Source organism: Allorhizobium sp. nf9_anc (genome assembly GCF_056323085.1).
Genome location: NZ_CM150481.1, coordinates 3,009,013 through 3,023,997, shown reverse-complemented (window position 1 = coordinate 3,023,997; position 14,985 = coordinate 3,009,013). Strand labels below are relative to the sequence as shown.

The following is a 14,985-nucleotide window of genomic DNA, read 5'->3' as shown; positions in this document are numbered from 1 at the left end:
AGCGTCTGCCATCGGCATTGAAAGAGCTTGGAGCCAGCATGGCAGATACCGCATTTCCCCTGACCCGCGACGCCGCTCTGCGCCGTCTCGATGCCTTCCTGCCGGCTGCGGCAGGGGCTTATGCGCGCTTGCGCAACAAGGAAAACGGGCAGGGCGGCCATGTGCATGTATCGCAGCTGTCTGCCGCGCTGCGCAGGCGTTTGGTCAGCGAACAAGAAGTCGTCGACGCTGTGCTTGGGCGGCATGGTTTGGCCCCGGCCGAAAAGTTCGTGAGCGAGGTGTTCTGGCGCACCTACTGGAAAGGCTGGCTGGAGCAGCGGCCTTTCCTCTGGGAGGATTACGGCAAAGCGCTCGACCGCGCGCATGAGCGGCTGGAGACGTCGAACGATGTCCGGAAGCGCTACGCAGCGGCGGTGGAAGGTCGCACCGGAATAGACTGTTTCGACGCCTGGGCCGTCGAGCTCGAGCAAACCGGCTACCTGCACAACTGGGCGCGGATGCAGTTTGCCTCGATCTGGATCTTCACCTTCGGCCTGCCCTGGGAACTCGGCGCCGCCCTGATGTTCGATCGTTTGATCGACGCCGATCCGGCATCGAACACTTTGTCCTGGCGCTGGGTCGCCGGCCTTCATACAGCCGGCAAGGCCTATCTTGCCGATGCCGAGCGTATCAAGTCGATGACCGATGGCCGCTTCGCCCCGAAGGACCTCGCCCGCACGGCCCGCATTCCCGCAGATAGCCTGGAGGTGCCGCAGCCCACACCCATTCGACAGATGCGTGAGCCGGACCCTTCAGCCGCGACGCTGCTCCTGCTCACCACCGAAGACCTTTCGGTGGAGCGGATCGACCAGATCCGCGCGCTCCCGGTCAAGGCGATCGCGGTTCTCGACGGCCGGAATGACTGGGACCGGATAGCGCTTGCCGACGGCCTCGCACGCGCCTCCGAGGTCTGGCCGGATACGGCAATCGCTCAAGCCCTTTCGCCCAGTGACCTGTCGGACATGGCGACAGCGAGCGGCTGCACGCAGATTGCGACCGCTTTCCTTCCGGTGGGACCAGTCGCTTCATCCATCGCGCCGCTGCAGGCGGAGTTCGCCCAATGCGGCATCGTGTTTGCAGAACACCTGCGGGACTGGGACCGAAGGAGCTGGCCCCATTGCCGAAAAGGCTTCTTCGGGCTCAAGGAGAAAATTCCAGCCCTCCTGCAGGCGTCGCCATGAGTGACCGTGATCGCTACCGACCGGTCCCGCAGGGCCGATTGAGCCGGTTGGCGGCACTTGGCCAGATCGCCGGCGGCGTTGCTTCGGGAATGGTCGCGGAAGGTTTAAGCCGGCTTGCGGCTGGCGAAAGGCCCCATCTTCGCGATCTTCTGCTGACGCCGTCGAATGCGCTGAAGGCGGCCGACCAGCTGTCGCGCATGCGGGGCGCCGCCATGAAGCTCGGCCAGATGGTGTCGCTGGAGCCCGGCGAGTTTCTGCCGCCGGAGCTACAGGCCATCTTCTCGCAGCTTCGAGCGTCGGCTCATTTCATGCCGCCGGGCCAGCTTACATCAGCACTCTCCAGTGCCTGGGGTCCGGACTGGCGTCGCCATTTCAGCCAGTTCGAGATGACCCCGATCGCGGCAGCATCGATCGGGCAAGTGCATAGGGCGGTGCTTGCCTCCGGTCGCAAGGTTGCGGTCAAGGTTCAATATCCGGGCGTTGCCAGGAGCATCGATTCCGACATCGACAACGTGGCGACTTTTCTGCGCCTATCGGGTCTGCTTCCGGGCAGCCTCAACATCGCGCCGCATCTGGCCGAAGCCAAGCGTCAGTTGCGCGAGGAGGCGGACTACCTGCGTGAGGCTGAGGAAATGCGCAGGTTCGGCGGACTGCTTGCTGGTGATCCTCGTTTCGTCGTGCCTTCGCCGGTCGAAGAACTCTTGCGGCCGACGGTGCTTCCGATGGATTTCGTTGACGGCGTTCCGCTCGAAACGCTTGCGTCTGCGCCGCAGGCCGACCGCGACGCAGCAATGACGGCAATGTCCGATCTGGCGCTGCGCGAACTCTTCACCTTCGGCCATATGCAGACCGATCCGAACTTTGCCAATTATCTCTGGCAGCCTGAGCAAAGGCGCGTCGTCCTGCTCGACTTCGGCGCCGTGCGCCCCGTTTCCGCCGAAAGCGCCGAAGCCTACCGCGTCCTGCTGCGGGCCACACTTGCCGGGAGCGTCAAGTCCGTGCGCGATGCGCTTGTCGACATGCAGTACCTTTCGACGGCACAGAGCGATCGCCATGGGCGCACGCTGGACGATATGACCTCCATCGTGCTGGATCATGTCCTGAAGGGTCCAGGAGGCCTTGTCGATTTCAGCGATCGGGGACCGCTTGTCGCCGTTCGGGAACGGTCCGTGCCGCTCTTCGCCGACCGGGCACTCTGGGCCCTGCCGTCGCCCGACAAGATGTTCCTGCAGCGCAAGATCACTGGCCTCGCCCTTCTCTGCATGAAACTGCGCGTCCGCCTGCCACTATCGGCGATGCTCGCCGATTACGCCTGACGGCCGGGGTCTGTCCCTCTGCCAGATGCCTGCCGTGGCTCACGATGCACCCTGCAGCCAGATGAGGCCCCAGCCAGTAGCCTGAATGGCGACAGCCATTCACAAGGCATCCTCACGGTATCAGCCGCGAAGCGGCCGCCAACGGCTCGATTTGCGTCTCGCGGAGCCGCTTTTCCCCTGTGCCGAGCATGCCGTCGTTCCTCCGAAAAGCCTCTAGTCCCCCTCCGATCTCTCCGTTGCGCTGCCCTTGATTGAAATAAATTTCAGCTATAAAAATATTATGCGGACATGATTGACGCAAGGAACGGCGTGCATTAGAGATGACGTCACGCAATAAATTCTGACAGATGAATTTTATTGCGATTGTCTTTGATCTCTGGGAGGGGAAAATGCTGAAGTCTTTGAAGGCCGCCACCGCCATCGGCCTGGTTGCCGCCGCCGCCATCGCCGGGTCCGTTCTGCCGGCCCATGCGGAAGGAAAGTTTGCCTGCGAGCCGGGTGAAACCTATGTCATGAACGTCATGGTCTCCGGCCATCCCTATTGGGTCCCGGTCTTCGAAGGCTTCAAGCAGGCCGCCAATGCACTCGGCTGCGAGGCTGCTTTCACCGGCACGCCGGAATACGACATCACCAAGCAGATCGCGTCCTTCGAGCAGGAAGTCGTGAAGAAGCCAAAGGGCATCCTGCTGCATCCGATGCAGTCGGACCCCTTCATCGAGCCGATCAACCGGGCCATCGATTCCGGCATCTCGGTCACGACCTTTGCGGCAGATTCGCCGAAGTCCAAGCGCACCGCCTACATCACCTCCGACAACGTCGCCGAGGCGAAGTTTGCGGCCGAAGAGATCGTCAAGGCGCTGGGCGGCAAGGGTGAATACGCTGTTCTTGAGAACCCGGGCCAGAGCAACCACGACCTGCGTGTGACCGCGCTGATCGACTACATGGAGCGGACCCATCCGGACATGAAGCTGGTCGGTCGCCAGGCGACGAACCAGGATTCCAACGCGGCCTATCAGGCGGTCGCCGCCATGCTGCAGGCCAATCCGAACCTCGGCGCGCTCTGGATCCCCGAAGCCGGCTCTGCCGAAGGTGCGGTTGCGGCTGTTCTCGAAGCCAAGAAGAAGGTGCTGATCCTGCACGCAGACATCACGCCCACCACGCTCGAACACATCAAGCAGGGCAACATCCACATCTCGGTTAACCCGAACCAGGGCATCCAGGGCTTCATGGGCTTCATGAACACCTTCCTCGGCGCCCATCCGGAACTCATCGATCCGTTCAACGACTACAAGGTCTCGGGCTTCAACCCGATGCAGGTGCCGTCGATGGACAATGGATTTGCGGTCATCACCAAGGCCAACGCCGCATCCTTCGACCTCAACGAATACATGAAGGGGCGCTGAGCGCCGACCTGCATGACCCCGGCGGCGCGTCTCGCGGCGCCGGGGAAGTCGAAGTGATGGAAGGGGAGGGGTGTCATGGCCGAGGTCGTCCTCAGCATGACGGATGTGCACAAGTCGTTCGGACCGGTCCAGGCCCTGCGTGGCGCCCAACTGGAACTGCGCCGCGGCGAGATCCACGCGCTGGCCGGCGAAAATGGTGCGGGCAAGTCGACGCTGATGCACATCATCGACGGCATTCTGCAGCCTGATCGCGGCGAGATCCGTCTCGACGGTACCCCCGTTCGTATCGCTTCGCCGAATGCCGCCAACCGGCTCGGCATCGGCTTCGTCCACCAGGAAATCGCCCTCTGCCCGGAGATCTCGGTCGCCGAAAACATGTTCATGGCCGAAACGGGCCGCAGCCGTACCCTCTTGATGGATTACCGCGCACTGGTCATCCGCGCCGGTGAGATCCTCAAGGAAATCGGCGATATCGATCCGAGGCGCCGTGCGGGCGATCTCTCGATTTCGCAGCAGCAGATCGTCGAGATCGCCAAGGCGCTGACGCTCGACTGCCGTATTCTGATCCTCGACGAGCCGACCGCGGCCCTGACCGAAACCGAAGCGCAGACGTTGTTCAAGATCATGCGGCGCCTGGCCGATCGGGGTATTGCGATCATCTACATTTCCCACCGCATGGCGGAGATCTTCCAGCATTGCGACCGCATCACCATCATGCGCGACGGCTGCCACATCAAGACGGCGGATATCGCGGCGATCACCCCGGAAGACGTCGTCAACAGCATGGTCGGGCGCGTGCTCGACAAGCTCTATCCGCCCAAGCAGGCGCCGGACGCCAAGTCGGATGATGTCATTCTCTCGGTGCGCAATCTGACCGAAGGGCGAAGGGTTTTCAACGTTAGCTTCGACTTACGCAAGGGCGAGATCCTCGGCCTGGCCGGCCTGATCGGCGCAGGGCGCAGCGAGATCGTGCGCGCCATCTGCCGGCTGGAGGGCAAGGCCGAGGGGGAGGTCGTGCTCAAGGGCTGTAAACTCTCCCTTCGGGACTATCGCGACAGCATCCGCGAGGGGCTGGTCTATGTCTCCGAAGACCGCAAGGGCGACGGCCTGTTCCTCAACATGTCCATCGCCAGCAACGTTTCGGCGCTTGATCTGAAACGCGTGGCCAATCCCTTCGGCCTGATCAGCCGCCGCCAGGAGACGACACGCGCCGAGCACTACGGGACACGGCTGAAGCTGCGTTCCAACGGGGTGGGCGACGCCGTCAACACCTTGAGCGGCGGCAACCAGCAGAAGGTCGCGCTCGCCAAGATGTTGTCGGTCGAGCCTGAGGTGGTCTTCCTCGACGAACCGACCCGTGGTGTCGATGTCGGCGCCAAGGCGGAGATACACCGTCAGATCCGGGATCTCGCCAATGAGGGCGTCGGCGTCATCGTCATCTCCTCCGAGCTCCCCGAACTGATCGGGGTCAGCGACCGGGTGCTGGTGGTGCGCGAGGGGCGCATCACCGGAGAGGTCACCGGTGCCGAGATGACCGAAGAACGGATCATGCAGCTTGCATCGATCAGCAGTCAGTTGACCCAGGGCGATACTTCGCCCGTGGACGTTACCGCGTCCCAGGGCAAAGCATGAGGGAGTGGGACAAATGGTAACGATCGACACACAGCAGCACGCAGGCTCGGCCGCCGAGCGCCGGGTTCAGTGGTGGACACCCGCGATCAAGGCGCGCGAGACGGGCCTGATCGTCATCATCCTGACGCTGTTCACGGTGATGTCCTTCATCTCGCCCTACTTCCTCACCGTCGATAATCTCCGCGCCATGGCCATGGCCTTTGCTGTGGAGAGCATCGTGGTCGTGGGAATGACGATCCTGTTGATCTCGGGCGGCATCGACCTGTCGGTCGGCTCGGTCACGGCGCTCGCCATGGTGGTTGCCGGATGGCTTTTCCTGAACGGGATCGATCCCTGGGCCGCAGCCGCCTTCGCCATCGCGGTCACCACCTGCATCGGCATGTTCATGGGCTTTCTGACCACCGTGGTCGGCCTGCACCATTTCATCGTTTCGCTCGGCGTCATGGTGATTGCCCGCGGCGTCTGCCTGCTGGCGACGGGTGGTCGACCGCTCGGGCTCTTTTCCCTGCCGCCGGAGTTCAAGTTCATCGGCCAGGGCGCTGTCTACGGCATCCCGCTCGTCATCATCATCTTCGTGGTTGTCGTGGTGTCCTTCGACTTCCTGCTGCGCCGGACCACGGTCTTCCGCAAGGTCTTCTATACCGGCAGCAATCCCAAGGCGGCAGCCTATTCCGGCATCCGCGTCGGCCGCGTCGTCTTCGCCACCACCACGCTCTGCTCTGCGCTCTGCGGTGTGGCCGGCGTCATCTATATGGCTCGCTTCGGCTCTGCCCAGCCCAGCTTCGGCGTCGGCATGGAGTTGAACGTGATCGCGGCAGCCGTCATCGGTGGCGCCAGCCTCTCGGGCGGTGCCGGCACCATCTTCGGTGCCATCCTCGGCGCGGTCCTGCTTTCGGTGGTTTCCAGCTCGCTCGCCTTGCTCAATGTGTCCGTTTACTGGCAGGACATCATCAAAGGTAGCATTCTGCTCACCGCCGTGCTGTTCGACCACTACCTGGTCAAGCGCCGCCGCTGAGCAGCCGGGAAGCAACGAGGAGACGACGCGTCATGGTGGATAACAGGGATGAATTTGATCAGCAGCGCCAGATGTATTCGGTCCTCGTCCTGCATTTCATCGAGGGTGTGAAGCAGTCGGAGATCGCCGAGAAGCTCAACCTCTCCCATACGAAGGTGAACCGCATGATCGCCGCTGGCCGCAAGGCGGGCATGGTAAAGATCAGCATCTCCAGCCCCTTTCAGCGGCTGGTCGATATGGAAAACGACGTCACCCAGCGCTTCGGCCTGAAGCAGTCGGTGGTCACGCCCACCGTCTCCGACAATCCGGAGACGACGCTGCAGATGGTCGGACGGGTCGCGGCCAACCATCTTCTCGAAACGCTTCGTGATGGCGACGTCATCGCCATCACCGGCGGCAAGGCGGTGAGTGCCGTGGTCGAAAACCTCGAGGCTGAGCGTCGCTTCGATGTCCGGGTCGTGCCGCTGACCGGCGGCGTGCAGGGCAAGCATTATACCGACGTCAACCACCTGGCGACGCAACTGGCCGACAAGCTCGGCGGCACGGCGCAACTCGTCCACGCCCCCCTGTTTGCCGAGGACGAGCAGCAGCGCGACCTCCTGATGAATGTCGCCTCGATCCGGGAAGTCTTCGATCTGGCACGCCAGGCCACCGTGGCTCTGGTTGGCATCGGCTCCGTCCAGGCACCGGGCTCCGGCTATTACGACCTGTTGCCGGATCCGGCGCGGGGTGGCCAGGCGCTTGTTGACGCGGGCATTGCCGGAGAATTCCTGGCGCATCTGATCAAGGCGGATGGTTCGCTTGCCGAGATCGATCTCAATTCGCGGGTCGTGGCACTCGACCCGGCAGACCTTGCCAACTGCCCGACCATCATCGGCGTGGCGGCTGGCAGCCTGAAGGCGGGCCCGGTGGCAGCGACCCTTGCCGGACGGTTTTTGACCTCGCTCGTGGTGGACGAAGAAATCGCCCGGGCACTCGATACACATGGGGAAGGATGATCCGGTGACGGACAAAGGCATTGTAACCAGGCCTATCGGCCGAAGCGGCATTGAGGCATCTGCGGTCGGGCTCGGCACCTGGGCGATCGGCGGCTGGATGTGGGGCGGCACCGACGAGCAGCAATCGATCGACGCCATCAAAGCCTCGGTGGATGCCGGCATCTCGCTCATCGATACAGCACCCGCCTATGGCATGGGGCTCGCAGAAACGATCGTCGGCAAGGCGATTGCAGGCCAGCGTGACAAGGTCGTGCTCGTCTCCAAATGCGGTCTCGTCTGGCATGTGGGAGAGGGGACTTACTTCTTCGAGCAGGCTGGCAAGCCGGTTCACCGCTATCTGGGGCCGTCCTCCATCCGCTACGAAGTTGAACAAAGCCTGCGCCGTTTGGGCACCGACTATATCGACCACTATGTCACCCACTGGCAGGATGCGACGACGCCGATTGCCGCGACGGTCGGAGAACTGCTCCGCCTCAAGGACGAGGGCAAGATCCGCTCGATCGGTGCGAGCAATGTGTCTGAGGCAGATCTGGCCGCCTATCTCGCAACCGGTGCGCTCGACGCGATCCAGGAGGAATACTCCATGGTGAAGCGCGATATCGAGACGAGCTTCGTTCCGACCTGCATCGACAACGGGGTCTCCATTCTCAGCTATTCGTCGCTGGCGCTCGGCCTGCTCTCGGGCAAGATCGGTCCGGACCGCGTCTTTGCTGATGACGACCAGCGGCATGGAAATCCGCGCTTCAGCCTGAGCAATCGGGAGAAGGTCGCTCGGCTCATGGACGTGATCCGCCCGATCGCCGACCAGCATCAGGCGTCGGTCGCCCAGGTGGTGATCGCCTGGACGGTGGCCCAGTCGGGCATCACCTTCTCGCTCTGCGGTGCGCGCGACCCCACCCAGGCGATCGAGAATGCCGGTGCGGCGCGACTTCGCCTCACTGAGAACGACGTATCGGCCATCACGGCCGGCATAAGAGACCATCTGGTCGAACTCGACCGGTAACCATCACAGACCACAACAGAGAATTGGGACGTTGGCGTCAAAACCAGCGAACGGTACTTCCATGTCCACATTCCGCGAGGACGCGCTCAGGCGAATACGACAGGACGGCGATTTCGACGTCGTCGTGGTCGGCGGCGGCATCAATGGCATTGCCGCCTATCGCGATCTGGCGCTGCAGGGATTGCGCGTGCTTCTGGTCGAGCGGGACGACTTCGCCTCGGGCTGCAGCGCCGCCCCCTCGCGCATGATCCATGGCGGGCTGCGTTATCTCGAAAATGGCGAATTCAATCTCGTCCGGGAATCCCTGGCCGAGCGTGACGCCCTGCTGCGGCTCGCTCCCCACATGGTCCACCCCCTGCCGACGACAATCCCGATCCACTCGATCTTCAGCGGCTTCTTCAACGCGGCTGCCACCTTCTTCGGCTCGGCCGGCAAACCATCGAGCCGTGGGGCGCTCGCGATCAAGGCGGGCCTCTCGCTCTATGATTTCGTCACCCGCAAGAACCGGCTTCTTCCGCGCCACCAGTTCCGCAATGCCCGCAGCACCCGAGCCCTCTGGCCGGCCTTGACGTCAAAGGTTCGCTATTCCGCGACCTATTACGATGCCTGGATCAGTCAGCCGGAGCGCCTGGCGCTCGAACTCGTCCTCGACACGCGAAGCGACGCGCCCCAGGCGATCGCGCTGAACTACGCGAAACTCCTGCGGATCGGCGACAGCTACCAGCTCTCGGCAGAAGGTTCGAACGAACTCATCGTCGTGCGTCCCCGCATGATCGTCAATGCCACAGGCGCCTGGATCGACAAGACAATCACGGCGCTGAGCGACGGCGCAGCACCTGCCGAAAAGACGGTGACTGGCACCAAGGGTTCACATCTCATCCTCGCGAATGACGCCCTTTATCAGGCTCTGAACGGCCACATGATCTTCTTCGAGAATACCGATAACAGGGTCTGTATCCTCTTTCCCTATCTCGGTCGCGTGCTGGCCGGATCGACGGATATCAAGGTCGACAAGCCGGGCCGGACGCGCTGCGAGCCCGAGGAACGCGACTACATCCTCGCCGCCATCCGCACGGTCTTTCCGGATCTCGCCATCGCTGCCTCCGATATCGTCTTCAGCTTCAGCGGCATCCGTCCGCTGCCGCGCAGCGATGCGGAATTCACGGGCAAGATATCGCGCAGTCATGTCATTCATCGCGTCGAGAGCGATCCGCCCCAGCTCTGCATGGTCGGCGGCAAGTGGACGACCTTCCGCGCCTTCGGCGAACAGGTGACCGACGAGGTGCTCGCCTTCCTCGGCCGTCCCCGTATCGCGACGACCGCCGACCGTCCCATCGGTGGCGGCCGGAACTACCCGGCGGATGGCGAGCGGTTGTCGGCGCTGCTCTCCCGCGAGTTTCCGATCGGCAAGGCCCGCGCCGATCACCTGGCATCCACCTATGGATCACGGGCGTTCGATGTGATGGCCTTCTGCGACGGACACCCGGATGACGTTCCCTTGTCCTCCACAACTGTGATGACGCTCGCCGAAATCCTCTGGCTCATCCGGGGCGAAGACGTTCATCACCTGGCCGATATCGTGCTCCGCCGCACGAGCCTTGCGATCACCGGCCAGATCGATCTCGAAATTCTCGACACCCTGCTGACCATCATGGCCCGCGAGTTCGCCTGGTCGGGCGAGCAGATGTTGGCGGAGCGGCGGCAACTCATCGATGAACTCGGGACCTATTACGGGGTCTCGGTCGCAATGCTTCAGGACAGATGCAAGGAAAAGGACAAGGCGTCATGATGCGAATATCCAAGAAGGCACGAATGAACAGGCTGTTTCGTCAGGGCGGCTGCCTCGACGTCGCCATCGATCACGGTGTCTGCAACGAGCCGAGCTTCCTGGTCGGCCTGGAGGACATGGCAGGCGTGGTGGGCAAGCTCGTCGAAGCAGGCCCCGATGCCATCCAGATGGCCTATGGCCAGGCAGACCTGCTTCAGGCGAGACCCGAGCGCGACAAGCCGGCTCTGGTGATGCGCATCGACATGGGCAACCCCTACAATTCCACGCGACACCGCAGCATGTGGTCGCTACTGCAAAACCATGACGAACCGATCATCGGCGCGCTGGAGATGGATGCGGCTTGTGTCGTCGTCAATCTGTTCATGCTGCCGGACGAGCCGGAACTCTTCCGCCAATGTGTCGAAAACATTTCCCGCGTGCGCGCCGATTGCCATCGCTACGGCATGCCGCTGATGATTGAGCCTTTGGTGATGCTGCCCAATGATATCAGGGGCGGCTATCAGGTGGACGGCGACGCCGAGAAGATCGTCACGCTGGTCCGTTTGGCCTCTGAAATGGGCGCTGACATCATCAAGGCCGATCCGACCAGCGATCCCGAGGATTTCCACAAGGTCATCGAAGCGGCGCGCTGCCCGGTTCTGGTCCGTGGCGGCGGTCGCGAAGATCTGCGCGTCGTGCTCGCCAAATCAGCGGCCCTGATGGCTCAAGGCGCAAACGGGATGGTCTATGGACGCAACATCTATCAGCATGACAATCCGAAGGCTGTCGTGAAGGCTCTGATGGCGATCATCCACCAGCGCGCCAGCGGCGAAGAAGCATGGGACATTTATAACCGTGGCTGAGAAGAACTACATCTTGGGCGTCGATGTCGGAAACACGGTCATTAAGGCCGTGCTTTTCGACACAGAGGGCCATCAGATCGCACACTGCGCCATCGACGGCCAGTCGAGCTTTCCCGAACCCGGCCATGTCGAGCGTGATCTCTCCGAACTCTGGGAAAACGGCTGTGCGGCGATCCGAGAGGTCATCGCGAGGTCCGGCGTCGATCCGACCCGGATTCTGGGGATCGGATGTGCCGGCCATGGCAACGGCCTTTACCTGCTTGATAGGGCCCACCAACCGCTCAAGGGCATCCAGTCGCTGGACAGCCGTGCGGCTGACATTGCCGCAGAACTCGATCGTGGACACGGGGACGCCCTGCAGGCACGCTGCCTCCAGCGCCCCTGGCCATCACAGACCCCGAGCCTGCTTGCCTGGATCAAGCGCCACGCGCCTGAGACCTATGCCAAGATCGGCGCTGTCCTGTTCTGCAAGGACTACATCAACTTCCGCCTGACGGAACGGTTGGCCAACGATATCTCGGACCTCAGCGGCGCAGGCCTCCTCGCCATGCCGGAGGGCGAACTCGACGCTGATTTGCTCGGCCTCTATCACCTTGAGGATGCCTTGCCGTTCTTCCCCGATCGCGTCCAGTCCGCAGACATTGTCGGCCGGGTCACCGCAGCGGCCGCCAAGGCAACGGGTCTCGCGGAAGGCACGCCTGTGATCGGTGGCTATTTCGACGTCGTCTCAAGCGCGATGGGCTCGGGCGTCATCCATGCCGGTGAAGCCTCGGTCATCGCGGGGACCTGGAGCATCAACCAGGTCTTTGCCGATGAGCCCGTCATCAGCCCCGACGTCTTCATGGTCACGACCTTCGGGCAGGGGCGATACGTCAACATCGAATCCAGCGCGACCTCCGCCGCCAATCTCGAATGGTATGTGCATCGCATGCGCGGCGACCATGGCGGCGAGGCCTTCGATCGCTGCAACGAAGAGGTCGGTAAGGTCGTACCCCGCGCCGACGACCCCTTCTTCCATCCCTTCATCTTCGGGTCGCGCCTCGGTGCCGAGTTTCGCGGCGGTTTCTACGGTCTCGCCGGTTGGCATGGCGAAGGTCACATGATCAGGGCGCTCTTCGAAGGCGTGTGCTTCGAGCATCGACGCCACATTGAAGTGTTGCGCAATGCCGGTCTGGCCGTCGATCGCGCAGTCATGTCCGGCGGCGGCTCGCGCAGCCCCCATTGGCCGCAGATGATGGCCGATGTCCTGGAGATCCCGCTGACCGTGGCAGAGGCCCGGGAGACCGGTGCTCTGGGGGCTGCAATCGGTGCCACAGTCGCGATCGGCCTTTACGCCTCCTACGAAGAGGCCGTGGCGGCGATGACCCGCTCTGCCAGAGACTTCCAGCCGAATACGGAACACACGGAGCATTTTCGCAGGCGATACGGGCTCTACACGGCCCTGACCGACCAGATGCGGGACTTTTGGGCCGCACTACGCCTGAAGCCCTAGCTCGGCCGCGTATCACAAACGAACATCGGCGATCTTGATCGCCAGCGAAAGGACAGAACCATGCCGGACACGACACGGCTCGATGGCGACTATGACTATGTCATCGTCGGGGCAGGGACCGCAGGCTGCGTTCTCGCCGCCCGCCTGACGGAGGATCCGAAGACCCGCGTGCTGCTCCTGGAAGCCGGAGGCTCGGACCGCTATCACTGGGTGCAGATCCCCGTTGGCTATCTCTACTGCATCGGCAATCCGCGCACCGACTGGATGATGCGCACCGCATCCGAACCCGGCCTCAACGGCCGCAGCCTCGCCTATCCGCGCGGCAAGGTGCTCGGCGGCTGCACCTCGGTCAACGGCATGATCTACATGCGCGGCCAGGCCGCAGATTACGACGGCTGGCGCGACCTCGGAAACCCCGGCTGGGGCTGGTCGGATGTGCTGCCCTATTTTCGCAAATCCGAGGACTATCACGGGCCGTCAGGAGAAACGCACGCAAAGGGTGGCCCGTGGAAGGTAAGCCGCCAGCGCCTGAAATGGGATATCCTCGAAGCCGTCCAGGAAGGCGCCCGTGAATTCGGCATCGAACCGCGCGCCGACTTCAACGACGGCAACAATGAAGGATCCGGCTTCTTCGACGTCAACCAGCACAAGGGCGTGCGCTGGAACACGGCCCGCGGCTTTCTGAGGCCGGCCCTGAAGCGCCCGAACCTGCGCCTGGTCCAGCATGCCCTGGTTGAACGCCTGACCTTCGAAGGCAAACGCGTGACCGGCGTCCACTATCGCACGCCGGGAGGCGCGTTCTCCGCGAAAGCGTCAGGCGAAGTGATCCTCGCTGCCGGCGCCATCAACTCGCCGAAGCTCCTGGAGTTGTCGGGCATTGGCGACCCCACCCGCCTCTGGTCGCTTGGCATCGATGTTGCCATGGCGAAGCCAGCCGTCGGTGCAAACCTGCAGGATCATCTTCAGATCCGCACGGTCTTCAAGGTGAAGAACACGGTGACGCTGAACCAGCTTGCCAACTCCTGGCGCGGCAAGATGAAGATCGCCGCCGAATATGCCCTTTACCGCTCCGGTCCCATGTCGATGGCACCCAGCCAGTTCGGCATGTTCACCCGGTCCAGTCCGGAAGAAGACCGGCCCGACATCGAATATCACATCCAGCCGCTCTCCACCGACAAGCTCGGCGATCCGCTGCACCCGTTCCCGGCGATCACGGTTTCGGTCTGCCAGTTGCGCCCGACCAGCGCCGGTACCTGCCACATAACGTCGGCTGATCCGGCCCTGCAGCCGGAGATCCGTCCGAATTACCTCTCGACCGACCAGGATCGTTCCGTGGCGATCGCCGCCATCCGGCAGGCAAGACAGGTGATGTCGGCTGCAGCCCTGCGTCCCTTCCAGCCCGAGGAAATCCTGCCTGGACGTGAGTTCCAGGACGACGAAGCCCTGCTACAAAAGGCCGGCGACATCGCCACCACCATCTTCCATCCCGTCGGAACCTGCTGCATGGGGCCGGATCCGGATGCCGTCGTGGACCCCGCATTGCGCGTGACCGGCCTTCAGGGACTACGCGTCGTCGACGCCTCCATCATGCCCAGAATCGTTTCAGGCAACACCGCCTCACCGGTTGTAATGATCGCCGAAAAGGCGGCAGATCTGATCCGCCAGGCGCGTCTGACTGCGCGCTAGGCACCCTGTGAGCGCGCGCCAAGGATCGGGGCTCTGCTCGCCTGATTTGCACGCCGACGACCCGACGTGACCGCGTCTGCGCGATTGCCGGGTGGAAAAAGGTCTCGTGATGTGCCACATCCTCCCTTGGAAGGATGTCCATGGACGAACGAAACCTGAGGCAAGACATGCCGCCACAGCGCGGACACGTCTTAGCCGTTATCGCCAGCCTCTTCGCGTCACTGCTCTTGTTACTGGGCGGGGACGCTTCTGGTCGCTTCAATCCTGGCCAGTCGAATGCCGGCGCCATGTCGCGTTCGGACAATGGGCAGGTTGCAGCCCGTGGAGCTGGTGACACACGTTTCCTGACGGTCTCCGAGCAATCCTCGCGCCCGAAACTCCGGCCATCCGGCTCAGGCGATGGCTTTCTCTCTCCCGACATCCAGACGCTCTGGATGTGCCGCCACGGCGATCTTGTCCAGCGCTCTTGCACCGACAGCGCCTCCTTCTTCCTGCCGCTAGCCTATCGCTCGCGCGCACCGCCTTTCATCCAGCACACCGCCTGACCGTTTCGCCGCCATCTTGCCGATGGCTCGACCCGTTTGTGCCA

General features: G+C 62.9%; 12 protein-coding genes. All 12 read left to right on the top strand.

The annotated features are described in order from the left end of the window. The first annotated feature begins 38 nt into the window (after positions 1-38). The 12 genes from AC02Y0_RS14830 to AC02Y0_RS14775 all read left to right on the top strand — a co-directional run bounded on the left by AC02Y0_RS14830 (position 39) and on the right by AC02Y0_RS14775 (position 14,941). Positions 39-1,220 (top strand): FAD-binding domain-containing protein, encoded by a 1,182-nt coding sequence (locus AC02Y0_RS14830; protein WP_476379642.1) that lies wholly within the window; start codon positions 39-41, stop codon positions 1,218-1,220. Continuing rightward, on the top strand, positions 1,217-2,536 hold the full coding sequence (locus tag AC02Y0_RS14825; RefSeq protein ID WP_476379640.1) for an ABC1 kinase family protein: 1,320 nt from the start codon (positions 1,217-1,219) through the stop codon (positions 2,534-2,536). The genes AC02Y0_RS14830 and AC02Y0_RS14825 overlap by 4 nt, the downstream gene beginning before the upstream one ends. A 389-nt stretch (positions 2,537-2,925) precedes the next feature. Continuing rightward, positions 2,926-3,939, top strand: a complete 1,014-nt coding sequence (locus tag AC02Y0_RS14820) for a substrate-binding domain-containing protein (RefSeq protein WP_476379639.1) — start codon at positions 2,926-2,928, stop codon at positions 3,937-3,939. Positions 3,940-4,014: 75 nt separating this feature from the next. Continuing rightward, positions 4,015-5,571, top strand: a complete 1,557-nt coding sequence (locus AC02Y0_RS14815) for a sugar ABC transporter ATP-binding protein (protein WP_476379638.1) — start codon at positions 4,015-4,017, stop codon at positions 5,569-5,571. 13 nt (positions 5,572-5,584) lie between these two features. Further along, a complete protein-coding gene (locus tag AC02Y0_RS14810) occupies positions 5,585-6,586 on the top strand; it encodes an ABC transporter permease (RefSeq protein ID WP_476379637.1) in 1,002 nt (333 codons plus the stop codon). 32 nt (positions 6,587-6,618) lie between these two features. After that, positions 6,619-7,584 carry a sugar-binding transcriptional regulator gene (locus AC02Y0_RS14805; protein ID WP_476379636.1) on the top strand — a complete coding sequence of 322 codons (966 nt, stop codon included), beginning with the start codon at positions 6,619-6,621 and terminating at the stop codon, positions 7,582-7,584. A 4-nt stretch (positions 7,585-7,588) separates the two neighbouring features. Then, positions 7,589-8,587, top strand: a complete 999-nt coding sequence (locus AC02Y0_RS14800; RefSeq protein WP_476379634.1) for an aldo/keto reductase — start codon at positions 7,589-7,591, stop codon at positions 8,585-8,587. Between the two features lie 61 nt (positions 8,588-8,648). Beyond that, positions 8,649-10,376 (top strand): glycerol-3-phosphate dehydrogenase/oxidase, encoded by a 1,728-nt coding sequence (locus AC02Y0_RS14795; protein ID WP_476379633.1) that lies wholly within the window; start codon positions 8,649-8,651, stop codon positions 10,374-10,376. Next, positions 10,376-11,218 carry a class I fructose-bisphosphate aldolase gene (locus AC02Y0_RS14790; RefSeq protein WP_476384048.1) on the top strand — a complete coding sequence of 281 codons (843 nt, stop codon included), beginning with the start codon at positions 10,376-10,378 and terminating at the stop codon, positions 11,216-11,218. The genes AC02Y0_RS14795 and AC02Y0_RS14790 overlap by 1 nt, the downstream gene beginning before the upstream one ends. Beyond that, positions 11,211-12,710, top strand: coding sequence for an FGGY-family carbohydrate kinase (locus tag AC02Y0_RS14785; RefSeq protein ID WP_476379632.1), 1,500 nt, complete (start codon positions 11,211-11,213; stop codon positions 12,708-12,710). The genes AC02Y0_RS14790 and AC02Y0_RS14785 overlap by 8 nt, the downstream gene beginning before the upstream one ends. Positions 12,711-12,770: 60 nt before the next feature. Beyond that, positions 12,771-14,396: a GMC family oxidoreductase gene (locus AC02Y0_RS14780; RefSeq protein ID WP_476379631.1), complete on the top strand. Its 1,626-nt coding sequence runs from the start codon at positions 12,771-12,773 to the stop codon at positions 14,394-14,396. A gap of 140 nt (positions 14,397-14,536) precedes the next feature. Then, positions 14,537-14,941, top strand: a complete 405-nt coding sequence (locus tag AC02Y0_RS14775) for a hypothetical protein (protein ID WP_476379630.1) — start codon at positions 14,537-14,539, stop codon at positions 14,939-14,941. Positions 14,942-14,985: the final 44 nt, after the last annotated feature.

Bases quoted from the DNA above. Each gene is read 5' to 3' on its own strand.
- AC02Y0_RS14830 (WP_476379642.1), top strand. From the start codon at position 39: ATGGCAGATACCGCATTTCCCCTGACCCGCGACGCCGCTCTGCGCCGT.
- AC02Y0_RS14825 (WP_476379640.1), top strand. From the start codon at position 1,217: ATGAGTGACCGTGATCGCTACCGACCGGTCCCGCAGGGCCGATTGAGC.
- AC02Y0_RS14820 (WP_476379639.1), top strand. From the start codon at position 2,926: ATGCTGAAGTCTTTGAAGGCCGCCACCGCCATCGGCCTGGTTGCCGCC.
- AC02Y0_RS14815 (WP_476379638.1), top strand. From the start codon at position 4,015: ATGGCCGAGGTCGTCCTCAGCATGACGGATGTGCACAAGTCGTTCGGA.
- AC02Y0_RS14810 (WP_476379637.1), top strand. From the start codon at position 5,585: ATGGTAACGATCGACACACAGCAGCACGCAGGCTCGGCCGCCGAGCGC.
- AC02Y0_RS14805 (WP_476379636.1), top strand. From the start codon at position 6,619: ATGGTGGATAACAGGGATGAATTTGATCAGCAGCGCCAGATGTATTCG.
- AC02Y0_RS14795 (WP_476379633.1), top strand. From the start codon at position 8,649: ATGTCCACATTCCGCGAGGACGCGCTCAGGCGAATACGACAGGACGGC.
- AC02Y0_RS14790 (WP_476384048.1), top strand. From the start codon at position 10,376: ATGCGAATATCCAAGAAGGCACGAATGAACAGGCTGTTTCGTCAGGGC.
- AC02Y0_RS14780 (WP_476379631.1), top strand. From the start codon at position 12,771: ATGCCGGACACGACACGGCTCGATGGCGACTATGACTATGTCATCGTC.
- AC02Y0_RS14775 (WP_476379630.1), top strand. From the start codon at position 14,537: ATGGACGAACGAAACCTGAGGCAAGACATGCCGCCACAGCGCGGACAC.